We start from the raw sequence: 21,545 nt of genomic DNA, 5'->3' as shown, positions 1-21,545 counted from the left end.
GTTCACGCCCTTCACACCGCGTCGCGCTCGATCGGACAGCTCATGCAGCGCGGCCCGCCCCGACCACGGCCCAGCTCGCTGCCCGGGATCTCGATCACCTCGATGCCGCGCTTGCGCAGGAAGGTGTTGGTGGTGGCGTTGCGCTCGTACGCCACCACCACGCCCGGCTCCACCGCCAGTACGTTGCAGCCGTCGTCCCACTGCTCCCGCTCGGCGGCGTGCACGTCCTGGGTGGCGGTCAGCACCGTCACCGCGTCCAGGCCGAGGGCCGAGGCGATCGCCCGGTGCATGTGCTCCGGCGGGTGGTCGGTGACCTTCAGGTCGCCTTCCCCCGAGCCGGGCTCGATGGTGTACGACCGCAGCATGCCCAGACCCGCGTACTGGGTGAAGGTGTCGCCGTCGACCATCGTCATCACCGTGTCCAGGTGCATGAACGCCCGCGTCTTCGGCATGTCGAGCGCCACGATGGTCCGCGCCGACCCCGCCGCGAACAGACCCCGGGCCAGCATCTCCACCGCCTGCGGGGTGGTGCGCTCGCTCATCCCGATCAGTACCGCGCCGCTGCCGATGACCAGCACGTCGCCGCCCTCGATGGTGGACGGGTAGGCGGCCTGGCCCTCGGACCAGAGGTGGAAGCCGCCGCCGGCGAACAGCGGGTGGTGCCGGTAGATCGCCTCGAAGTGCACGGTCTCGCGCTGCCGGGCCGGCCAGCGCATCGCGTTGATGCTCACCCCGTCGTAGACCCAGGCCGAGGTGTCCCGGGTGAACAGGTGGTTAGGCAGCGGGCTGAGCAGGAAGTCCTCCAGGTCCATGGCGTGGAAACGGACCGAGACCGGCTCGGCGAAACCGCCCAGGAACTCCCGCTTGGTCATCCCGCCGACCAGTGCCTCGGCCAGCTCGCCGGTGCCGAGCTGGTCGAAGGCGGCCCGCAGATGGCCGGTGGCCAGCGGGCCGTACTCCTTCTCGTCGAAGACCCGGTCCAGTACCAGCCGCTTGGCCGCCGGCAGCGCCAGCGTCTCACGCAGCAGGTCGCCGAAGAGGTGCACCTTCACGCCCCGGTCGCGCAGCACGTCAGCGAAACCGTCGTGCTCGGCGCGGGCCCTGCGGACCCACAGCAGGTCGTCGAAGAGCAGCGCGTCCATGTTGGTGGGGGTCAGTCGCTTCAGTTCCAGATCCGGGCGGTGCAGGATGACGCTGCGCAGCCGCCCGGTCTCGGAGTCCACGTGGAAGCCCATGGCACAAGACCTTCCCACGCCGGGGGCCGCCCGACACGCCTCGCCCGTCCCGGAACCGGCGCTGAACCGGCACAGCGCCGGCGCCCGGCCGCCGCCCCGGCCGCCGGTTCCGCGCCGGGACCTGCCCGGCTACAGCCGCGGGTCGACCGGTTCCGACTCCAGTGCCAGCACCGCGAAGACCGCTTCGTGGACCCGCCACAGCGGTTCGCCCGCCGCGAGCCGGTCCAGGGCCTCCAGGCCCAGGGCGTACTCGCGCAGCGCCAGGGACCGCTTGTGGCCGAGCGCCCGGTTGCGCAGCCGGGCCAGGTGCTCGGGACGGGTGTACTCGGGGCCGTAGACGATCCGCAGATACTCCCGGCCGCGGCACTTGACGCCGGGCTGCACCAGCCGCCCCGCCTCGGTCCGGATCAGCGCGGCCAGCGGCTTGACGACCATGCCCTCTCCGCCTGCCCCGGTGAGCTCCAGCCACCAGCGCACGCCCTCGGCGACCGACGCCTCGTCCCCGGTGTCGACCACCAGCCGCCCGGTCGGGTGCAGCAGCCCGCTGCTGTCAGCCGCCACCAGCCGGTCGATCAGCGCCAGCTGCTCGTCGTGCGCAAGCCCGGCGAGGCTGCGGTCCTGCACGGCCAGCAGCTGGAACGGTGCCAGCCGCACCCCGTCCAGGCCGTCGGTGGTCCAGCAGTAACGCCGGTACGCGTCCGTGAACGCGCCCGCGTCGGCGGCCCGTTCTCGCTGCCTGGCCAACGTCGCGGACACGTCGGCGCCCCGCGCGGCGGCGGCCTCCAGCGCGGACAGCGCGGGCGGGAAGACGGCGCCGGCCGCGGCGCCCACCGCGGCGTACTGCTTGCGCAGCAGACCGGACGCCTTCAGCGACCAGGGCAGCAGTTCGGCGTCCAGCAGCAGCCAGTCGGTGTTGAGCTCCTCCCACAGGCCGGCCGCCGCCACCGCGCCCCGCACCCGGGCCAGCACCTGCTCGGTGACGGCCGGGTCGTCGAAGAACGGCCGCCCGGTACGGGTGTGCAGCGCGCCGGTGACCCCTGTGACACCGAACCTGCGCAGCGCGGCGGCCTCGTCACGGCACACCAGGGCGACCGCTCGCGAGCCCATGTGCTTCTCCTCGCAGAGCACCCGGCGTACGCCGTCCTCCCGGAAGGCCGCGAACGCCTCCTCCGGGTGTTCGAGGTACCCCTCCCTGGCCGAGGTCGCGCACGGCGACATGGTGGGCGGCAGGTAGGCGAGCAGCCGCGGGTCGACGGCGAAACGGCTCATCACCTCCAACGCCGCGGCGGCGTTCTCCTCGCGCACCGCGAGCCGGCCCATCCGGGCGGTCTCCACCACCCGGCGGCCCGCCACGTCGCCGAGGTCCAGCGGACGGCCCTCGCGGCCGCCCGGCGCCTCGCTGGCCAGCGGCTTGACCGGCTCGTACCAGACCCGCTCGGCGGCCACGTCGACGAGCTCGCGCTCGGGCCACCTCAGGGCGGTCAGCCGGCCGCCGAAGACGGCGCCGGTGTCCAGGCAGATGGTGTTGTTGACCCACGAGGCGGTGGGCACCGGAGTGTGGCCGTAGACGACGGCGGCCCGCCCGCGGTAGTCCTCCGCCCACGGGTAGCGGACCGGCAGCCCGAACTCGTCGGTCTCGCCGGTGGTGTCGCCGTAGAGCGCGTGCGAGCGGACCCGGCCCGAGGTACGGCCGTGGTACTTCTCCGGCAGCCCGGCGTGGCAGACCACCAGCTTGCCGCCGTCCAGCACGTAGTGGCTGACCAGCCCGTCGACGAAGCGCCGCACCCGCTCGCGGAACTCCGGGTCGCGCCCGTCCTCCGCCGCCAGCTGCTCGACGGTCTCGGCCAGGCCGTGGGTGTGCTGCACCGGGCGGCCCTTGAGGTAGCGGCCCAGCTTGTTCTCGTGGTTGCCCGGCACGCACAGCGCCGTACCGGCCGCCACCATGCCCATCACCCGGCGGAGCACGCCGGGGCTGTCCGGGCCGCGGTCGACCAGGTCGCCGACGAACACCGCGGTCCGGCCCTGCGGGTGCGCGCCGTCCACGTAGCCGAGCTCGGCCAGCAGCGCCTCCAGCTCCGAGCGGCAGCCGTGGACGTCTCCGATGATGTCGAACGGGCCGGTGAGGTGGGTCAGGTCGTTGAAGCGGCGCTCGGTGACCACCTCGGCCGCGTCGATCTCCGCGGTGCCGCGCAGGATGTGCACCTTGCGGAAGCCTTCGCGCTCCAGGCCCCTGAGCGAGCGGCGCAGTTCGCGCTGGTGGCGCTGGATGACGTGCCGGGGCAGCGCGGCCCGCTCCGGGCGGGCGGCGTTGCGGGCGGCGCAGACCTGTTCGGGGACGTCGAGCACGATCGCGACAGGCAGCACGTCGTGCTCCCGGGCCAGTGCGATCAGCTGCTTACGGCTCTCCGACTGCACGCTGGTGGCGTCCACGACCGTACGGCGGCCCGCCGCCAGCCGCTTGCCCGCGATGTAGTGCAGGACGTCGAAGGCGTCGGCGGTGGCGCCCTGGTCGTTCTCGTCGTCGCTGACCAGGGCGCGGCAGAAGTCGGAGGAGATCACCTCGGTGGGCTTGAAGTGGCGGGCGGCGAAGGTGGACTTGCCGGAGCCGGTGGCGCCGATCAGCACGACCAGGGACAGATCGGTGACGGCCAGGGAACGGCGGGCCGGGGCGGTGCCGTCCGGGGTCCGGTCGGTGTTCACCGCCGGATCGGTGCGGTCGGCCTGGTCGGTGCGGTCGGTGCGGTCGGTGTGCTCGGTGTGCTCGGTCATGCGGCGGTGTCCTCCTTCGCGCGGGTCGGGTCGGGGTCGCGGGGGTCGGCGGCCCGGGGACCGACGGTCCCCGGGGACGGGGGCGCCGCCGGGAGGGTGAAGACGGCCAGCTGGGTCGGCGGGCCGACCTCGGGGTCGTCCGGGCCGACGGGAGCGAAGGCCACCTCGTAACCGTGCCGCCCCGCCACCGCGCCCGCCCACGCGGCGAACTCCGCCCGGGTCCACTCGAACCGGTGGTCGGCGTGCCGGACGTGCCCGGCGGGCAGCGTCTCCCAGCGCACGTTGTACTCGACGTTCGGCGTGGTCACCACCACCGTACGGGGCCGCGCCGCGCCGAACACCGCGTACTCCAGAGCGGGTAGCCGCGGCAGGTCCAGATGCTCGATCACCTCGCTCAGCACCGCCGCGTCGTACCCCTTCAAGCGGCTGTCGGTGTACGCCAGCGAGCCCTGGAAGAGCGTGACCCGGGCCGCCTGCCGTTCGCCCATCCGGTCCAGCCGCAACCGGCGCGCCGCGATGTCCAGCGCCCGCACCGACACATCCACGCCGACGATCTCGGTGAACCCCGGCTCCTTCAGCAGCGCGGCCACCAACTGGCCCTGCCCGCACCCCAGGTCCAGCACCCGGGCAGCGCCGGCCGCACGCAGCGCGGCAAGGATCGCCGTACGGCGCCGGACCGCCAGCGGCGCCGGCCGCTCCTCGGCCTCCTCCGGCACCTCGGGCGCGACCGCGTTGTCGATCTCCTCGACCTCCACGTCGTCGGTGTCCGCCAGCCGCGCCAGCTCCAGACGCTCCATCGCCTCCCGGGTCAGCGCCCAGCGGCGGGACAGATAACGGCTGGTGATCAGCTTCTGCTCCGGGTGCGCGGGCAGCCAGCCCTCGCCGAACCGCAGCAGCTTGTCCACCTCGTCCGCCGACACCCAGTAATGCTTGGCGTCGTCCAGCACCGGCAGCAGCACATACAGGTGCCGCAGCGCCTCGGACAGCCGCAGCTCACCCTGCAGCACCAGCGACACGTACCGCGACTCGCCCCACTCCGGGAAGTGCCCGTCGAGCCGCACCGGCCGCGCGTCCACCTGCCAGCCGAGCGGCTCGAAGAGCCGGGCCACCAGCGCTGCGCCACCGCGCGCGGGCAGCGCGGGCACCTCGATCCGCAGCGGCAGCGGCGCGGCGGCCCGCTCCGGGTGGCTGCGGCACTCGCCGCGCAGGGCACTGGAGAACACCGTCCGCAGCGCGACCGCCAGCAGTGACGACGCGGCGTACGGCCGGTCGTTCACATACGCCGCCAGCGCCGCGTCGGGCGCGCCGCCGCGCTGCCGGCCCCGCCCGCGCCGTACCAGCGCCGGCGGATCCACCTCCAGCAGCAGCGCGGCCGTGGTGCGCTCGACGCCCGCCTCCGGGTAGAAGACGTGCGCGTCGCCGTAGGAGGTCGCGAAGACCTGCGCCTTGTCGGGGTGCTTGTGCAGCAGGAACCCGAGGTCGGTCGCCGGGCCCGCTGCGCTTGCCGTGGTCGATATCGTCAGGAACACCCGGCCGAGTATTCCCTGCCCCGCTTGTCCGCCGACACTGGATTTCCGCCCCCGCGCCCCGGCCTCCCCGCCCCGCCACCGGCCGGGTGTCCGGCCCGTCTCCGCCGACGCGACCCTGACCGTCCGGTCGTCCGGCCGGCCACCCGACCGCCCGACCGGCCGGCCGACGGGCCACTCCGGCTGGCGGCCTTCCGCTTCCGGCGCCGCGCCTTCGGCGCCGCCCTACCGACGCAGTGCCGCCGCGATCCCCGCGATCCCGGCCGGACCCACCCGGCAGCAGCCTCCGATCAACCGGGCCCCGGCGGCCTCCCAGCGCACCGCCCGACCCGGCTCGAACACCGGACCCCCCGCCCAGCGCCGCCCGTCGGCGTCCCAGCGCTCACCGCTGTTCGGATACACCACCACCGGCTTGCCGGTGGTGGCCGCCGCGATCTCCACCGCCCGGTCGGCGTCCGGCGGAGCGCAGCAGTTGACCCCCACCGCGACCACCTGGTCCCGGCCCGCCGCCACCGCGAACGCCTCCGCCAGCGACTGTCCCGCCCGGGTCCGTTCCCCCGCCACGGTGTACGACAGCCACACCGGCACCCCCGTGCCCTCGGCCGCCCGCACCATCGCCTCGGCCTCGTCCGCATCCGGCACCGTCTCCAGCGCGAACACGTCCGGCCCCGCCTCCGCCAGCGCCTCCATCCGCGGCCGGTGGAACCGCTCCAACTCCCGCACCGACCTGCCGTACCGCCCCCGGTACTCACTGCCGTCGGCGAGCATCGCCCCATAGGGCCCGACGGACGCGGCCACCCGCACGGGAGACCCGGCGGCGGGCTCCCCGGCGGCCTCTGCGGGCGGCTCGCCCGCCCCCGCTCCCGCCGCCGCCCGCCGGGCCAGTTCGACGCTGCGGCGCAGCAGGGCCGATGCTTCGGTCCGGCCGATGCCGCGGCGGGCGAAGCCCTCGAAGGTGGCCTGGTAGCTGGCCGTGATCAGCACCTGCGCACCCGCCCGGAGGTAGGCGGTGTGGGCGGCCTCGATCTGCTCGGGGGCGTCGGCGAGCAGCCGGGCCGACCAGAGCTCGTCGGACAGGTCGCACCCCTGGGCGGCGAGCTGGTTGGACAGCCCGCCGTCCAGCACCAGCGTGCCGTGGGCGCCGAGGAGCGGGGGTCGGCTCATCGGCGGGTCATCCCAGCTGGGAGCTCACCCGGGAGGCGATCAGCTCCAGGTGGTCCAGGTCGTGCGGGTCGAGGATCTGCAGATAGAAGCGGGTGGCGCCGTGTTCGGCGAACCGCCCGATCTTCTCGACCACCTCCGCGGGCGTACCGCCCAGCCCGTTGCGCTTCAGTTCGTCGACGTCGTATCCGATCGCCGCCGCCCGGCGGGCGACCTCGGCGTCATCCTTGCCGACCGCGGTGACCAGGGCGTTGGAGTACACCATGTCGTCCGCGGCGCGGCCGGCCGCCCGCACGGCGTCCCGGACCCGGCCGAACTGGCGGGCGGTGTCCTCCAGTGACGCGAAGGGCACGTTGAACTCGTCGGCGTAGCGGGCGGCCAGCTCCGGAGTGCGCTTGGCTCCCATGCCGCCGATGAGCACCGGGATCTTCGCCTGGGCGGGCTTCGGCAGCGCCGGGGAGTCCTTCAGCCGGTAGAACTTCCCGTCGTAGTCGAAGGTCTTGCCGTCGGGTGTGCTCCACAGTCCGGTGATGACCTGGAGCTGCTCCTCCAGGCGGGCGAACTTGTCCTTGGGGAACGGGATGCCGTAGGCGGTGTGCTCCGCCTCGTACCACCCCGCGCCCAGGCCGAACTCGACCCGGCCGCCGGACATCTGGTCGACCTGGGCGACCTGGATGGCCAGTACGCCCGGCAGCCGGAAGGTGGCCGCCGTCATCAGGGTGCCCAGCTTGATCCGGCTGGTCTCGCGGGCGAGGCCGGCGAGGGTGACCCACGCGTCCGTGGGTCCCGGCAGCCCGTCCGCCTCTCCCATCGCGCGGTAGTGGTCGGAGCGGAAGAAGGCGTCGAAGCCGAGGTCTTCGGTGGCCTTGGCGACGGCCAGCAGCGTGTCGTAGGCCGCGCCCTGCTGGGGCTCGGTGAAGATTCGCAGGTCCATTTATCCATCCTGCCCCCACCCCGGCGTTCTCCGTCAACCGCCACCCGCGCGGACGAGTTCCCTGATCCGGTCCTTGGCCTCGTCGACGGCGTCGAGGGCTTCGACGCACTGCCAGTAGGCGGCTTCGTCCTCGGCCGTGCCGGTGAGGCCGACCAGGGCGAGGCCGATCTCACCGAGGAGGGCGCGCAGCGCCCGCAGGGTGCCGGCCGGGTCGCGGACCCCGGTGAGGCGTGCCGCCCTCGGACCGGCGGCGCCGGCCGTCACCACCGGTACGGGCCCGGCCCGTACGGCCGGCCGGGCGGGGTCGTCGCCCAGCAACCGGGCCACCGCCTCGGTCAGTTCGTATGCCTGCCAGGCTTCGGCGATGACGTGTTCGGGCTGCGGGCCGCTCCGCAGTGTGCGTTCCGCCTCCGCCACCAGTCGTGCCGCGTCCATGATCGGTGCCCCTTTCCACTGTCGGCTGCGGTTCCCGTACCGCCGCCCTGATGTGACTCAGCGTGACAGATTCCGGACGGGATGGAAGGGGCGGTTCGTGTATCTGTGGACAACCGACACATTGTGGATAAATTGCTCACTCGGACGAGTGAGCCGGGTCCGACTGCCGGCCCGGGGCCGGTGCCGGTCCCGGCTCGGCCGCCGCGTCCGGCACCGGATCAGCCGCCGCCCCCGCTCCCGCGTCGGCCCGCGGCCGGGGAAAGCGCAGTTCGTTGCGGTCGATCTTCGCGTCGAGCGCGGTCAGCGGGTCGACGCCCAGCCGCTCGCAGAACTGCAGGAGATACGCCAGTACGTCCGCCACCTCGTCCCGTACGCGGTGGGCGGTGCCGGGGTCGTCCATGACGGCCGCGGCCTGCTCGGGGGTGAGCCACTGGAAGATCTCCAGCAGTTCGGACGCCTCGACGCTCAGCGCGGCGGCGAGGTTCTTCGGGCTGTGGAAGGGCCCCCAGCCGCGGACGGCCGCGAAGTCGACGAGGCGGCGCTGGAGGGCCGCGAGGTCCAGGTGCTTGGGTTCGGTCACCCGGACTGGTCTACCCCATCCCCCAGGTCGCCGTCCGCGCCGGCCGCGGATTCCGCTTCCGCCGCGTCGGGTCCTGCGGTCCGGCGGTCGGTGCCTCGAGCCGTGTCCGGGTCGGCGCACGGGCCGGCGCACGGCGCCGGCTCCCGATCCTGTGCCGGCCCGGCGCCGAGCGTCGTCACCGACACCCCGCCCAGACCGTCCAGGAACGAGGCGTCCTGCACGGTTCCCAGCAGGCGGATGTGGCCGCGGGCTGCGGCCAGCCCGGCGAGGCGCAGCAGTTCTCCGGCCTGTCTGCGGTCGAGGCCGAGGTCGAGCCCGTCGGCCAGCACGGTCAGCACCTGGCCGGCCGGCAGCAGTTCCGTACTGGTGTCGACGTCCAGCACGCCGGGGCCGGTGAGCAGGACCAACGCCAGCGCGAGGAAGCGGAGTTCGCCGTCGCCGAGGCGGTCGATGGGGACCAGGCCGAGCGGGCCGCGGTCCACCGCCGCGATCGTCGCGCCGACCGCGGTCGCCGCTTCGGCCGTGAGGGTGCCGCCCGCCGTGGGCGTGCCGCCGGCGGCGGGGCCGCGGTTGCCGCCGGGGAGCGGCGCGGGCAGGGTCGTCAGGCCCTCGACGGGCGGGCTGCACACCGCGCGTACCGCGTTGACCAGTGCCGCGTGGCGGGTGACGCATTCGCCCTCGGTTCTGGCCAGTACCGCGGAGAGGTTGTCGCACGCGGTCCGCAGCCGGCCGTCGCCGAGTGCCACGGGCGCACGCATCAGTTCGGGGCGCGGCGCGACCGGGAAGACCCCCCGCAGCGCGACGACGACCTGCTCGGCGGCGGCGAGCACCAGGCGCTGTCCGTCGGTACGGCCCGCGACGCGCAGCGGCAGCATCGCGGTGGCCAGCAGGTCGTCCGGCAGCGGGGCGCGGGTCACGGCGACGGCGCCCGCGGTGTGCCAGGCGGCTTGGACGGTGGACCGGGCGGGGTCGCGCAGCGCGGTGGTGAGCAGCGTCTCACCGGCGCCGGTGAGGCGTTCGCCGACGATCCGCAGGGTGGGTTCCGCCTGGACGGCGATGTCGAGCCGTACCGGGCCGATCGGGCCGGTCACGGTGCAGCCGATCCGGAAGCCGCGCCGGCCCTGGACGTCGGGTTGGGCGCCCTGCGGTACGCAGGCCGCGGCGCCGCCGCGCACCGAGGTCTCGAACACCTCGTGCAGCCCGGCGCCGCAGGCCAGCCGGCCGAGCGCGGTGAGCCCTTCGAGCACGCTGGACTTGCCGGTTCCGCTGCTGCCGGTGAGCAGGGTGAGCGGGCCGAGACCGAAGGTCGCCCCCCGGTGTGTTTTGAAGGCCGACAGCCGGAGTTCGGTGACGACGGGACGGTGCTGCGTGGTGCTCATGGCCGCGAACGTAGCCACTTCCCGGGGTGCCGAACCGTTCAAGCGGGCCGCCGGTCCTTCGAACGGGGGAACATCACACGTGGTCGGCGTCAACCGCACGAAGCGTCCCGGTCACCGCCCGCCGGCCGACCCGCGCTGCCACTCCTGCGGCTGCGCTCCCACGGCCCGGCGCCGACCGCCCGGCGTACCCCAGCGGGTCCGAAGTGCGCGCGTCATTCAGGCCCCGTTCGGGGCCTATTGGTCCTACCGTAAGCCGATAGCATAGTCCCGCCAACGTCTGGGGAAGGAAGCTTCATGGCCCCTCGCCGCCCGGAGACCAAGACGGGAACCAAGCCGGAGACCGCACCCGAGGGCGGCCGGTCCGGCGGACTGCTCAGCCCGGTCACCGACCGCCGTATCTCGGCGCTCATCGTCGACCAGGTCCGCGCCCTGATCCACGAGGGGCGGCTGGCCCCGGGCGACCGGCTGCCCCCGGAACGGGAGATGTGCGAGCGGTTCGGGGTGAGCCGGGTGACCGTACGCGAGGCGCTGCGGGTGCTGGAGGCCGGCGGCCTGGTGCAGATCCGGGTGGGCGCCCACGGGGGCGCGTTCGTCACCCGGCCGACCAGCGACCGGGTCGGCGCGAGCATCACCGACCTGCTCGCGTTGTCCTCGGCGAGCGCGAGCGACGTCACCGAGGTGCGGACGGTGCTGGAGGTGGGCATCATCCCGCTGCTGTGCCGTACCGCCGACGACGAGGACATCGCCGCTCTCGAAGCGATCTGCGAGCGGCAGGAGACGTGCCTGGCCGGCGGGAGCTACGACGTGGCGCTGTCGGCGGAGTTCCACACCCGGCTCGCCGCCAGCACCCACAACACGGCGTTCGAGATGCTGATCCACACCTTCCACGGGCCGCTGCTGCTGGCGCCGGCGGCCGCGCGGCAGACGGCACCGGAGATGGGGCGGCGCGGGGTCGAGGAGCACCGGGCGCTGATCTCCGCGATCCGGGCCGACGACGCGGCGGCCGGGGAGCGGATCATGCGCGAGCACCTGAGCCGGACCGCGGCGCGGCTGTGCCTGGACGAGCCGGACCGCGCGACACCGCCCGGACCGGCCGCGGCGGACTGACGGACGGGGCCCCGCCTCGCGGAGCGCGCACCGGAGAGGCACGGGCCGGGGGGCGGGGCGGTGCGGTCGCCCGCCCTTCGGGCCGGTACCTCTCCCCGGCCCCCGGCCCCGGCCCTCTCGGCCCAGCCCACCGGCCGACCCTCAGGTCAGCGCGGCGGGAGCCGCAGGCGGCCGTGAACCGGCGGCCCGGACGCCGCCCGGCGGAGCCCTGGGGCCGGGTCGGCGAGGCTCCGTTCGGGCCGGGCCTACTTCGCGGGGGTCAGGATGGCCACGCACTCCACGTGGTGGGTGAAGGGGAACAGGTCGAAGGCCCGCAGGGTCACCGAACGGTAGCCCTCCTCGGCGAACCAGGCGAGGTCGCGGGCAAGGGCGGCCGGGGCGCAGGCGACGTAGGCGATACGGCGGGGGCCGAGGGCGGCGATGTGGCGGACGGTGGGGCGGCCCGCACCCGCCCGGGGCGGGTCCAGGACGACCAGGTCGGCCTCGGTGATGCCGGTACGCGGCAGGACCTGTTCGACCTTGCCGGCCTCGATGCGGACCCGGTCCAGGTCCTGGAGGTTGTGCCGGGCGTCCTCGGCCGCGCGTTTGCCGGACTCGACGCCGAGCACCGCGCCCCGCTCGCCGACCCGTTCGGCCAGCGCGCCGGCGAACAGCCCGACGCCGCAGTACAGGTCCAGGGCCATGTCGCCCTTGCGCGGCATCAGGCCCTGCATGACCGTCTCCACCAGCAGGTCGGCGGCCCTCGGGTGGACCTGCCAGAAGCCGCCGTCGCCGACCCGCCAGGTGCGGCCGGCGGCGCGCTCGCGGACGAAGGGGCGGCCGTGGACGCGGTGCACGGCGTGGTCGCGTTCGCCGATCCGCTGGACCGACACCGGCCGGTCGAGCTCCACGATCGGCAGCCGGCCGCCGGGCCGCGGGGTGAGGATCACCTGCCGGTCGTGGGAGCCGGTCGCGGCGATGGCCTCGACGGCGGCGATCTGCGGCCACCGGCGGGCCTCGACGCCGAGTTCGTCGACCTCGGGCGCCGCGATCAGGCAGTGGTCGATCACCTCGACCTCGTGCGAGCGGTGCCTGCGCAGCCCGGCGCGGCCCTCGGCGTCGACCGCGTACTGCACCCGGGTGCGCCAGGCCGGGACCTCGCCCTTGGCCACCTTGTCGCCGGGCGCGGGGGCGACCGTACCGTCCCAGCCGGCCTGTTCCGGGGTGAGTCCGGCGAGCCGGTCGAGCTGTTCCGCGATCACCGCGGCCTTCAGACGCCGCTGGGCGCCGGGCGCGGCGTGCTGCCAGTCGCAGCCGCCGCAGCGCCCCGGTCCTGAGTACGGGCACGGCGGCTCGACCCGGTCCTTGGCGGCGGTCAGCACCCGTACGGCGTCGGCCCGCAGGAACCGCGCGCCGTCCTCGCCCTCGGTGACGCGGGCGACGACCCGCTCGCCGGGCAGCGCGTGCCGGACGAACAGCACCTGGCCGGCCTCGGTGCGGGCGACGCAGTGGCCGCCGTGCGCCACCGGGCCGACCTCGACCTCGTACTCGTGGCCGACGGGCGAGGCGGCCGGTGCCGGCGACTGGGTCTGCATGCGGAAGGCTCCTGGGGTGGTGGCGGGACGCGCGCGGGCACGGCGGCCGGGCGGCGACAGCCCACCAGTCTACGTGCCCCGGCCGGCCCTCGCGCCCGGCCGAACACGGCTGCGGCCCCGAGCACCGCCCGGCCGAGCTCCGACCGGTCCGGTCCCGGACCCGGCGCGGTCCGGACCCGGCCGCCCCCGCGCGGGGACAGCCGGCCGGAAGGCCCGTTACCCGCCCTCCCGCGGCCCCGGCGCGGTGGGCGTCCTGCTGCGCGGCTGCGGCGCCATCGGACCGCGCCGGATCGAGCCGGGCGCGTTCCATTCGGCGCGGCGGCGGGCGCGGGCCCTGGCCAGTTCGGAGGACTCCAGTTGCCACGGTACGGAGGTGACCATCACGCCGGGGGTGAACAGCAGCCGTCCCTTGAGCCGCAGCGCGCTCTGGTTGTGCAGCAGGTGCTCGTACCAGTGGCCGACGACGTACTCGGGGATGTAGACGCTGACCACGTCGCGCGGGCGGTCGCGGCGCAGTTCCTTGACGTAGTCGATGATCGGCCGGGTGATCTCGCGGTACGGCGAGTCCAGCACCTTCAGCGGTACGTCCATGCCGTGCTGCTGCCATTCCCGCTGGAGGGCCTTGGTGTCCTCCGGGTCGACGTTGATGCTGAGCGCCTCCAGGGAGTCGGAGCGCATCAGTTTGGCGTACGACAGCGCGCGCAGGGTGGGCTTGTGCAGTTTGGAGACCAGCACGATGGAGTGCACCCGGGAGGGCCGCACGTAGTCCTCGCCGGGTTCGTCGTCGGCGGCGATCTCCTCGGCGACGCGGGTGTAGTGGCGGCGGATGGCGCTCATGGTGGCGTAGAAGACGACCATGCCGAGGACCGCGACCCAGGCGCCGTGGGTGAACTTGGTGAGCAGCACGATCACCAGCACCAGGCCGGTCAGGAAGGCGCCGAAGGTGTTGATCGTGCGGGAGCGGTGCATGCGGCGCCGGACGGCGGGGTCGGTCTCGGTCCGCAGGTGGCGGTTCCAGTGCCGGACCATGCCGGTCTGGCTGAGGGTGAAGGAGACGAAGACGCCGACGATGTAGAGCTGGATGAGCCGGGTGGAGTCGGCGCCGTAGATGTAGACCAGGACGCAGGCGAAGCCCGCCAGCAGCACGATGCCGTTGGAGAAGGCCAGCCGGTCGCCGCGGGTGTGCAGTTGGCGCGGCAGGTAGCGGTCCTGGGCGAGGATCGAGCCGAGCACCGGGAAGCCGTTGTACGCGGTGTTGGCTGCCAGGAACAGGACGAGCGCGGTGACCGCGGCGAGGAAGACGAACGGGATGGAGTTGTGTCCGAAGACGGCCTCGGCGACCTGGGCGATCACCGGGTCCTGGGTGTAGCCGGAGCCCACCGGCCGGCCGTGGTCGAGCAGGTCGGTGGCCGGGTCGGCGGCCATCCGGACCCTGGTGTTCATCGCGAGCGCGATGATGCCGCAGAACATGGTGACGGCCAGCAGGCCCATGGCGGCCAGGGTGGTGGCGGCGTTCTTGGACTTGGGCTTCTTGAAGGCGGGGACGCCGTTGCTGATCGCCTCGACGCCGGTGAGCGCCGCGCAGCCGGAGGAGAAGGCCCGCAGCAGCAGGAAGATCAGCGCGAAGCCGCCGAGGCCCGAGGACTCGGCGTGGACGGTGAAGTTCGCGGTGGGCGCGTGCATGTCATGCCCAGTGGCGATTTTGAGGATGCCCCAGCCGATCATGCAGAAGACGCCGAGGACGAAGGCGTAGGTGGGGATCGCGAAGATCGTGCCGGACTCGCGCACCCCGCGCAGGTTCATCAGCATCAGCACCACGATCATGCCGACCGCGCCCAGCACCTTGTGCGTGACGAAGAACGGCACCGCCGAGCCGAGGTTCTCGATGCCCGAGGCGACCGACACCGCGACGGTGAGCACGTAGTCCACCAGCAGTGCGCTGGCCACCGTGAGGCCCGCCTTGGGGCCGAGGTTGGTGGTGGCGACCTCGTAGTCGCCGCCGCCGGAGGGGTAGGCGTGGACGTTCTGCCGGTAGGAGGCGACGACGGTGAACATCAGGACCACGACGGCGACCGCGATCCACGGGCTGAAGTGGTAGGTCGACGCCCCCGCGATGGAAAGGACCAGCAGCACCTCGCCCGGCGCGTATGCCACGGAGGACAGCGGGTCGGAGGCGAAGACGGGCAGCGCGAGCCGCTTGGGGAGCAGCGTCTCCCCCAGTTTGTCACTGCGCAGCGCCCGGCCGATCAAAATCCGTTTCGGCAGGTCGGTCAGTTTGGACACCCCGCGATGTTAAGGGATCGCCAAGATGCGCGGGGGCCCGGCCGTCCTCTGGGATGTGGCGAACTTGTGACCCCGCCATGGCGCAACCTTTGGCGTCGCCGCGCACGTGTGTACCTTTGGCCGCGGTCTGAGACGCTTGGTGTACGGCTTGCAGTACGCCGACGGCCCGGACCTGCGGCCGCAGGAGAACCGCAAGGCACAGGCGCATACGTTGACAGCCGGAAGGACGGTCGTGCACGTCGTGATTATGGGATGCGGGCGAGTGGGTTCCACTCTCGCGCACTCCCTCGAACAACAAGGTCATACGGTCGCGGTGGTGGACCAGGACCAGACGGCGTTCCGCCGGCTGGGCTCCGGGTTCGCCGGGCGCCGGGTGACCGGAGTCGGGTTCGACCAGGACACGCTGCGCGAGGCCGGAATCGAGGAGGCGGGCGCCTTCGCGGCCGTCAGTAGCGGCGACAACTCCAACATCATCGCGGCCCGGGTGGCGCGGGAGATGTTCGGTATCGAGAACGTGGTGGCGCGGATCTACGACCCGCGCCGCGCCGAGGTCTACCAGCGGCTGGGCATCCCGACCGTGGCCACCGTGCGGTGGACCGCGGACCAGATGCTGCGCCGGCTGCTGCCCTCGGGCGCCGAGCCGCTGTGGCGGGACCCCAGCGGCGGGGTGCAGCTCGCCGAGGTGCACACACCGGCCTTCTGGATCGGCCACAAGGTGAGCCGGCTCCAGGAGGAGACCGGTGTCCGTGTGGCGTTCATCACCAGGCTCGGCGAGGCGATGCTGCCGACGTCGCAGACCGTGCTGCAGGAAGGCGACCTGGTGCATGTGATGATGCGCACCGACGGAGTCCCCGAGGTCGAGGCGGCCTTCGCCAAGGGCCCTGACGGGGAGGGGCACTCATGAGGGTGGCGATCGCCGGGGCCGGCGCGGTGGGCCGTTCCATCGCGGGGGAGCTGCTGGAGAACGGCCACGAGGTTCTCCTGGTCGACAAGAACCCGACCTCCATCTCGGTGGAGCGGGTTCCGCAGGCGGAGTGGCTGCTCGCCGACGCCTGCGAGATCACCTCGCTGGACGAGGCGGCGCTCCAGCGCTGCAACGTGGTCATCGCGGCGACCGGTGACGACAAGGTCAACCTGGTCGTGTCGCTGCTGGCCAAGACCGAGTACGGGGTGCCGCGCGTTGTCGCCCGGGTGAACAACCCGAAGAACGAGTGGCTGTTCAACGAGTCCTGGGGCGTGGATGTCGCGGTGTCCACGCCGCGGCTGATGTCGGCGCTGGTCGAGGAGGCGGTGAGCGTCGGCGACCTGGTCCGGCTGCTGCGCTTCAGCCAGGGCGACGCCAACCTCGTCGAGCTGACGCTGCCGGAGGAGGCGGCGCTGGTCGGCACCCGGGTCGGCGACGTGGAGTGGCCGACCGACACCTCGCTGGTGACGATCATCCGCGGCAACCGGGTGCTCACACCGTCCAGGGACGACGCTCTGGAGGCCGGTGACGAGTTGCTGTTCGTGGCGGCCCCGCACCGGGAGGAGCAGCTGGAGGACCTGCTGTCCGTCCAGGGCGGTACGGCCGAGGGCTGACGGCGCGCCGGTGGTGGGGGCGCGGCCGTCCGAGCCCCCACCACCGCCGGTCGGGCGCCGGCGCGGTCAGGCCGGCGGTTCGCGTACCGCGGTCGGCTCGGCGGTCTCCCGCCGCCGCGGTCAGCCCGGCGACTTCGCGGACTTCTCCGGTTCGGCCTTCTCCGCCTGCTCGGCCGCCTCCATCTCCGCGATCACGTCGATCGGCGGCGGCGCCTTCACCAGGAGGATCCAGGTGAGGTAGACCGACAGCAGGAACGGCGGGATGCCGAGCGCGACCTTGACCCAGCCGAGCTGGGTGGCGTTGCCCCACCAGTACAGCGGGAAGAGGATCGCGGACTTCGCCAGCAGGATCAGGCCCCAGGCCCAGCTGGCCTTGGTGTACGCGCGCAGCCGCCCCGGATTGCGTTTGCGCCAGGACAGGTTCTCCTTGAAGATCGGCCCGAGGATCAGGCCGAGCAGCGGGAAACCGGCCGCGGCCGAGACGATGTAGGCGATGGCCAGGCCCAGCGTGTAGAGCATGCCGGGCAGGTAGAAGTTCTTGGCGTTGCCGGACATCATCGCGAAGACCACGCCGAAGGCGACACCGAAGATGCCGCTGAAGGCGTGCTTGAGGGTGTCGCGCTGGGCGAGCCGGGCCACGCCGAGCACCACCGACAGGGCCAGCGCGGCGATCCCGGAGGACTTGATGTCGTGGTCGACGGTGTAGATCGCGACGAAGACCAGGCCGGGGACCGTGGTCTCCACCATGCCGCGGACCCCGCCGAACGCCTCGAACAGCGCGGCCTCGGTCACCGCCCGTGCCGCGTCGTCCGGGCCGGGGGCCGTCTCCGGGCCGGCACCGGTGTGCTGCGCGGTGCCCGTGTTGTCTGGTGACGCCACCTGTTACTCCTGTCCGACCGGACGCAGCTCGTACTTGGGGTTGAACAGCACCGGCCGGCCGCGGTTCATCGAGATCCGACCGGAGGCGATGATCCTGCGGCCGGGCTCTATGCCCGTGATGCTGCGACGGCCCAGCCACACCACGTCGAGTGCGGCGGATCCGTCGAACAGTTCTGCCTCCAGCGCGGGCACGCCCGCCCGGGGACGGAGCGTGACCGTACGCAGCGTACCGGTGACGGACACTATCTGGCGGTCGGAGCAGTCGGAGATCGGGGTGCAGCCGGTGGCCAGGGCGTCCTGCTGGAGTTCCTCGGAGTGCAGTTCCTCCTGCGTGGAGGACAGGCGGTCGAGCATGCGACGGAAGCGGCCCGTGGGCCGGTCGGAACGCAGTGCACCACTCATGCCCCCAAGGGTACCGGCCACCCCCGGCGAACTTCACCGCGCGCACCGCGCACCGCGGTGGCGCCGGGCCGCCGCCGGCCCGCCCGGCCGCTCACTCCCGGTCACTGCTCGAAGCGGTAGCCCATTCCGGTCTCGGTGATGAAGCGGCGGGGCCTGGCCGGGTCGGTCTCCAGCTTGCGGCGCAGCTGCGCCAGGTATACCCGCAGGTAGTTGCTCTCGGTGCCGTAGGCCGGTCCCCACACCTCCTGGAGCAGCTGCTTCTGGCTGACCAGCCGGCCGGGATTGCGGACCAGGACCTCCAGCAGGTGCCACTCGGTGGGGGTGAAGCCGCACGTCGGCGCCCTCGCGCTGCACCTTCTTGGCGGCCAGGCCGACGGTGAAGGTGTCGGTCTCGATGGCGGCGTCGTCCTCGGGGCCGCTGGGGGCGGCCCGGCGGACCTCGGCGCGCAGCCGGGCCAGCAGCTCGTCCAGCCCGAACGGCTTGGTGACGTAGTCGTCGGCGCCCGCGTCGAGCGCCTCGGCCTTCTCGTCGGACGCCCGCCGCGCGGACAGCACGATGATCGGCACCCGGGTCCAGCCGCGCAGCCCCCGGATCACCTCCACACCGTCCATGTCGGGCAGCCCGAGGTCGAGGACCACCACCTCGGGGTGGCGGGCCGCGGCCACCCGCAGCGCGGTGGCGCCGTCGTGGGCCGCGTCCACCTCGTAGGCGCGGGCCCGCAGGTTGATGGCCAGCGCGCGGACGAGCTGCGGCTCGTCGTCGGCCACAAGCACCCGGTACATCTGTGTCCTCTCCTTGACGGCGTCCTCTCCTTGACGGCTTCGACGGCTTCGACGACCTGGAGGTCCCCGGCGCCCCTGACGGTCCCGACGCCCCCGACTCCCTTCATCTCCTTCACGCCTGTCACCCGCCCGAGGTGCCCGGTGTGTTCGACGGCACCCGGTGGGGTGAATCCCGAGCCGGTGCGCCGCGGGGCGCCCGCCCCCGGCGGCGCCGCGGGAGTCATGTGACGGCCGTCGCGGGCAAGCCGGGGCGGGCCGGCGCGCCGCCGGCCGCGGCCCGCAGGGTGAACACCATGGTCAGACCGCCGCCGGGAGTGTCCTCGGCGACCAGCGTGCCGCCCATCGCCTCGGCGAAGCCGCGGGCGACCGCGAGGCCCAGGCCCACGCCGTTGCCGCGCGGGGCGTCACCGATCCGCTGGAAGGACTCGAAGATGTGCTCCTTGGCCTCCTCCGGGACGCCGGGCACCCGGTCGGCCGCAGCTCGACGCGTTCGCCGACCGCACTCGCGGCCACCAGGACCTTGGTGTCCCGAGGGCTGTACTTGACGGCGTTCTCCACCACGTTGGCGACGCCCCGCTCCGGCAGCCCGGGGTCGACGGCGACCATGGGCAGCGTCTTGGGGATGTCGAGGACGACGCTGTGCTCGGGCACCCCGCCGAGCGCCGTGGGCACCACCTCGTCCGGGTCGACCTCGTGGATCAGCGGGACGACGGTGCCGGTCTGCAGCCGCGACATGTCGAGCAGGTTGCCGACCAGGTGGTCCAGCCGCTCGGCGCCGTCCTCGACGCCGGCCAGCGGACGCGCACCGCCCGGCCGCCGAACAGGTCGGCGGCCGGGCGGTGGTGGGGCCGGTCGGGTCCCCGCGGGCGGGACCGCGGGATCCGCGCACGGGGCCGGGCGTACGGGCCCGGTCGGGGCTCAGCGCAGCTCGGTGATCTCCGGGCCGCGGCGCAGCGGGTCGATGCCGTCGCCGAACTTGGACGGCTCGGCCTGCTCGGCGGGGGCGCCGCCGTCCGGCACCATCTGCGCGTCGTTGGGCAGTTTGAGCACGATCGGGTCGCGGGGCGCCATCGGGGCGTCGCCGCGCACCACCACGGTGTCGCGGAAGATCGACTCCAGCACCCCGGCCGCGGCGGGCTGGACCGCGCCCTGGCCGGAGATCACGCCGCGCAGGAACCAGCGCGGACCGTCGCAGCCGACGAAGCGCACCAGTTGCACGCCGTTGGTGCCGTCCGGCAGCCGCACCGGGACCTGGGCCCGCAGCTCCCAGCCGAGCGGGCCCTCGACCTCGTCGACGATCCCACCCTGCTGGGTGATGCCGGACGCGATCTCCTCGCGTACCTCGCCCCAGATGCCCTCGGACCTGGGGGCGGCGAAGCCCTGCAGCTGCACGGCGCTGTCCCGCAGCACCACGGTGGCGGCCACGATCGACTCACCGGCCACCTCGACCCGCAGCTCCATGCCGTCGACGCCCGGTACGAACAGGCCGCCGAGGTCGACCCGGCCCTCGCCGGGCTCCTGGATCTCCGAGGCGTCCCAGGGGCCGTCGGGCCGTGGAGCGGACGGGAGGCTGTAGCGCACCGAATCCCCGGAGCCGTCCGACCCCTCGTCGGCGTCGACGGCGTCCTGCGCCGGCTCGTCCGGGCCCTCGGCCCCGTCGAGCCCGTCGATGGCGTCTTCGCGCTCCTTGCGACGACGGAACACGGTCACTGTCCTTCCCGGTCGCTGAGGACCGATGATGCGTATCCGTTGCTGGACGTTTCGGCCGACGGCGGCTCCACCGCGGCGTGACCCCCCGTGGAACCGAAGCCCCCCGCGGCCCGGGCCGAGCCGGGCAGCTCCGCGACCTCGTGGAAGCGGACCCGCTCGACCTGCTGGACGACCAGTTGCGCGATCCGGTCACCCCGCTCGAACCGGACGGCCTCCCGCGGGTCGAGATTGACCACGATCACCTTGATCTCCCCACGGTACCCGGCGTCCACCGTTCCCGGGGCATTCACCATCGCCACCCCGCAGCGGGCGGCCAGCCCGGAACGGGCGTGCACGAAGGCCGCGTAACCGTCGGGCAGCGCCAGGGAGATACCGGTCGGCAGCACCGTGCGCTCACCGGGCGCCAGCTCCGCGGCCTGCGTGGTGACCAGGTCGACCCCGGCGTCCCCGGGGTGCGCGTAGCCCGGCACCGGCACGGACTCGTCCAGACGCCGCAGCAGGACGTCCACCGGCGGTCGTACGGCGGTCACGGGTTCACCTCGAAGGCGCGGGCGACCTTGGCCTGGTCGGGGTCGGACATCGCGGCGCGGATCTCCTCGGGACGGCCGTTGCCGGTGAAGTGGCCGAGGTCGACCTCGACGAACAGCGCCTCGGCGCGGACCGCGACCGGGCCGTCGGGGCCGCCGATGCGGCCTTCGGCGGTGCCGTACATCTTGCGGCCGGCCACCGCGGTGCAGCGGGCCGACAGGTACAGGGTGGCGCCGACGGGCACCGGGCGCAGGAAGTCCGACTCCAGTCGGCCGGTGACCGCGATGACCCGCCGCAGCCAGCTGAGCGAGCCCAGGGTCTCGTCGAGCGCGGTGACCAGCACCCCGCCGTGGGCCAGGCCGGGGGCGCCCTGGTGGGCGGGCCGCACGGTGAACTCGGCGGTGACGCTGACGCCCTCGCCGGCCCTGGCCGCCAGCCGCAGTCCCTGCGGCTGGTCCTCGCCGCAGCCGAAGCACTGGTCGTAGTGGGCGCCGAGCAGCTCGCCGGGCGCGGGGGCGTCCGGGTGCCGCACGGGCGCGGTGGCGTCGGGCGGCGGGGCCAGGCGGGGCCGGCCGCCGCCGGCGGATGTCGTGGCTGCACTCACGCCGGAGACCCTACCCTCCTGCGGGATCCTTTCCCCTCCTGCCTCCGGTGCTCTTCGCAGGCGGCGGCGGGCGGCCGG

The 21,545-nt window shown here is 73.7% G+C and carries 18 protein-coding genes and 2 pseudogenes; 3 read left to right on the top strand and 17 right to left on the bottom strand.

Annotated features, from left to right (window positions below):
• Nucleotides 1-11: 11 nt before the first annotated feature.
• The 8 genes from RLT57_RS24945 to RLT57_RS24910 all read right to left on the bottom strand — a co-directional run bounded on the left by RLT57_RS24945 (nucleotide 12) and on the right by RLT57_RS24910 (nucleotide 10,019).
• Nucleotides 12-1,235, bottom strand: a complete 1,224-nt coding sequence (locus RLT57_RS24945; protein ID WP_311299494.1) for an arginine deiminase — start codon at nucleotides 1,233-1,235, stop codon at nucleotides 12-14.
• 129 nt (nucleotides 1,236-1,364) lie between these two features.
• Nucleotides 1,365-4,004 carry a polynucleotide kinase-phosphatase gene (locus RLT57_RS24940; RefSeq protein WP_311299493.1) on the bottom strand — a complete coding sequence of 880 codons (2,640 nt, stop codon included), beginning with the start codon at nucleotides 4,002-4,004 and terminating at the stop codon, nucleotides 1,365-1,367.
• Nucleotides 4,001-5,533: a 3' terminal RNA ribose 2'-O-methyltransferase Hen1 gene (locus RLT57_RS24935; protein WP_311299492.1), complete on the bottom strand. Its 1,533-nt coding sequence runs from the start codon at nucleotides 5,531-5,533 to the stop codon at nucleotides 4,001-4,003. The genes RLT57_RS24940 and RLT57_RS24935 overlap by 4 nt, the downstream gene beginning before the upstream one ends.
• Before the next feature lie 222 nt (nucleotides 5,534-5,755).
• Nucleotides 5,756-6,694, bottom strand: a complete 939-nt coding sequence (gene mmuM / locus RLT57_RS24930) for a homocysteine S-methyltransferase (RefSeq protein WP_311299491.1) — start codon at nucleotides 6,692-6,694, stop codon at nucleotides 5,756-5,758.
• A 7-nt stretch (nucleotides 6,695-6,701) separates the two neighbouring features.
• On the bottom strand, nucleotides 6,702-7,625 hold the full coding sequence (locus RLT57_RS24925; RefSeq protein ID WP_311299490.1) for an LLM class F420-dependent oxidoreductase: 924 nt from the start codon (nucleotides 7,623-7,625) through the stop codon (nucleotides 6,702-6,704).
• 33 nt (nucleotides 7,626-7,658) lie between these two features.
• Nucleotides 7,659-8,060, bottom strand: coding sequence for a DUF6099 family protein (locus tag RLT57_RS24920; RefSeq protein ID WP_311299489.1), 402 nt, complete (start codon nucleotides 8,058-8,060; stop codon nucleotides 7,659-7,661).
• 136 nt (nucleotides 8,061-8,196) lie between these two features.
• The gene (locus tag RLT57_RS24915) at nucleotides 8,197-8,640 is read right to left on the bottom strand and encodes a nucleotide pyrophosphohydrolase (protein WP_311299488.1); all 444 of its coding nucleotides are present in this window, start codon (nucleotides 8,638-8,640) and stop codon (nucleotides 8,197-8,199) included.
• On the bottom strand, nucleotides 8,637-10,019 hold the full coding sequence (locus tag RLT57_RS24910; protein WP_311299487.1) for an AAA family ATPase: 1,383 nt from the start codon (nucleotides 10,017-10,019) through the stop codon (nucleotides 8,637-8,639). The genes RLT57_RS24915 and RLT57_RS24910 overlap by 4 nt, the downstream gene beginning before the upstream one ends.
• 294 nt (nucleotides 10,020-10,313) lie before the next feature.
• Between RLT57_RS24910 and RLT57_RS24905 the strand changes: the two genes are divergently transcribed.
• The gene (locus RLT57_RS24905) at nucleotides 10,314-11,126 is read left to right on the top strand and encodes a FadR/GntR family transcriptional regulator (RefSeq protein ID WP_311299486.1); all 813 of its coding nucleotides are present in this window, start codon (nucleotides 10,314-10,316) and stop codon (nucleotides 11,124-11,126) included.
• A 245-nt stretch (nucleotides 11,127-11,371) separates the two neighbouring features.
• Here the strand turns inward: RLT57_RS24905 and RLT57_RS24900 are convergent, their stop codons facing one another.
• A complete protein-coding gene (locus RLT57_RS24900; protein ID WP_311299485.1) occupies nucleotides 11,372-12,700 on the bottom strand; it encodes a class I SAM-dependent RNA methyltransferase in 1,329 nt (442 codons plus the stop codon).
• Nucleotides 12,701-12,916: 216 nt separating this feature from the next.
• Nucleotides 12,917-14,983 (bottom strand): APC family permease, encoded by a 2,067-nt coding sequence (locus RLT57_RS24895; protein WP_311299484.1) that lies wholly within the window; start codon nucleotides 14,981-14,983, stop codon nucleotides 12,917-12,919.
• A 232-nt stretch (nucleotides 14,984-15,215) separates the two neighbouring features.
• Here RLT57_RS24895 and RLT57_RS24890 point away from each other — a divergent pair, with 232 nt between their 5' ends.
• Both RLT57_RS24890 and RLT57_RS24885 read left to right on the top strand, forming a co-directional pair.
• Nucleotides 15,216-15,887: a potassium channel family protein gene (locus tag RLT57_RS24890; RefSeq protein ID WP_311299483.1), complete on the top strand. Its 672-nt coding sequence runs from the start codon at nucleotides 15,216-15,218 to the stop codon at nucleotides 15,885-15,887.
• Nucleotides 15,884-16,561, top strand: a complete 678-nt coding sequence (locus tag RLT57_RS24885; protein WP_311299482.1) for a potassium channel family protein — start codon at nucleotides 15,884-15,886, stop codon at nucleotides 16,559-16,561. The genes RLT57_RS24890 and RLT57_RS24885 overlap by 4 nt, the downstream gene beginning before the upstream one ends.
• 120 nt (nucleotides 16,562-16,681) lie before the next feature.
• Here the strand turns inward: RLT57_RS24885 and RLT57_RS24880 are convergent, their stop codons facing one another.
• The 7 genes and pseudogenes from RLT57_RS24880 to RLT57_RS24850 all read right to left on the bottom strand — a co-directional run bounded on the left by RLT57_RS24880 (nucleotide 16,682) and on the right by RLT57_RS24850 (nucleotide 21,467).
• Nucleotides 16,682-17,353 carry a DUF3159 domain-containing protein gene (locus RLT57_RS24880; RefSeq protein WP_311300855.1) on the bottom strand — a complete coding sequence of 224 codons (672 nt, stop codon included), beginning with the start codon at nucleotides 17,351-17,353 and terminating at the stop codon, nucleotides 16,682-16,684.
• Nucleotides 17,354-17,443: 90 nt separating this feature from the next.
• Entirely contained in the window at nucleotides 17,444-17,842 is a 399-nt protein-coding gene (locus RLT57_RS24875; protein WP_311299481.1) for an OB-fold nucleic acid binding domain-containing protein, read from the bottom strand.
• A 101-nt stretch (nucleotides 17,843-17,943) separates the two neighbouring features.
• A pseudogene (locus tag RLT57_RS24870) lies at nucleotides 17,944-18,625 on the bottom strand (response regulator).
• Between the two features lie 220 nt (nucleotides 18,626-18,845).
• A pseudogene (locus RLT57_RS24865) lies at nucleotides 18,846-19,429 on the bottom strand (sensor histidine kinase); the annotation flags it as partial.
• Between the two features lie 114 nt (nucleotides 19,430-19,543).
• On the bottom strand, nucleotides 19,544-20,296 hold the full coding sequence (locus RLT57_RS24860; RefSeq protein WP_399129931.1) for a DUF3710 domain-containing protein: 753 nt from the start codon (nucleotides 20,294-20,296) through the stop codon (nucleotides 19,544-19,546).
• A gap of 35 nt (nucleotides 20,297-20,331) precedes the next feature.
• Nucleotides 20,332-20,865, bottom strand: a complete 534-nt coding sequence (dut, locus tag RLT57_RS24855) for a dUTP diphosphatase (protein ID WP_311299479.1) — start codon at nucleotides 20,863-20,865, stop codon at nucleotides 20,332-20,334.
• A complete protein-coding gene (locus RLT57_RS24850; RefSeq protein ID WP_311299478.1) occupies nucleotides 20,862-21,467 on the bottom strand; it encodes a PaaI family thioesterase in 606 nt (201 codons plus the stop codon). The genes dut and RLT57_RS24850 overlap by 4 nt, the downstream gene beginning before the upstream one ends.
• Nucleotides 21,468-21,545: the final 78 nt, after the last annotated feature.

The organism is Streptomyces sp. ITFR-21, assembly GCF_031844685.1.
Taxonomy (GTDB): Bacteria; Actinomycetota; Actinomycetes; order Streptomycetales; family Streptomycetaceae; genus Actinacidiphila.
Note: the sequence above shows the minus strand (reverse complement) of the source record. Positions and strands in the feature narration are given on the sequence as shown.

What these genes read in the sequence shown, in the direction of transcription:
- RLT57_RS24940 (WP_311299493.1), bottom strand. Translation starts at nt 4,004, where the DNA reads ATGACCGAGCACACCGAGCACACCGACCGCACCGACCGCACCGACCAG.
- RLT57_RS24925 (WP_311299490.1), bottom strand. Translation starts at nt 7,625, where the DNA reads ATGGACCTGCGAATCTTCACCGAGCCCCAGCAGGGCGCGGCCTACGAC.
- RLT57_RS24885 (WP_311299482.1), top strand. Translation starts at nt 15,884, where the DNA reads ATGAGGGTGGCGATCGCCGGGGCCGGCGCGGTGGGCCGTTCCATCGCG.
- RLT57_RS24945 (WP_311299494.1), bottom strand. Translation starts at nt 1,235, where the DNA reads ATGGGCTTCCACGTGGACTCCGAGACCGGGCGGCTGCGCAGCGTCATC.
- RLT57_RS24900 (WP_311299485.1), bottom strand. Translation starts at nt 12,700, where the DNA reads ATGCAGACCCAGTCGCCGGCACCGGCCGCCTCGCCCGTCGGCCACGAG.
- RLT57_RS24875 (WP_311299481.1), bottom strand. Translation starts at nt 17,842, where the DNA reads ATGAGTGGTGCACTGCGTTCCGACCGGCCCACGGGCCGCTTCCGTCGC.
- RLT57_RS24905 (WP_311299486.1), top strand. Translation starts at nt 10,314, where the DNA reads ATGGCCCCTCGCCGCCCGGAGACCAAGACGGGAACCAAGCCGGAGACC.
- RLT57_RS24920 (WP_311299489.1), bottom strand. Translation starts at nt 8,060, where the DNA reads ATGGACGCGGCACGACTGGTGGCGGAGGCGGAACGCACACTGCGGAGC.
- mmuM (WP_311299491.1), bottom strand. Translation starts at nt 6,694, where the DNA reads ATGAGCCGACCCCCGCTCCTCGGCGCCCACGGCACGCTGGTGCTGGAC.
- RLT57_RS24910 (WP_311299487.1), bottom strand. Translation starts at nt 10,019, where the DNA reads ATGAGCACCACGCAGCACCGTCCCGTCGTCACCGAACTCCGGCTGTCG.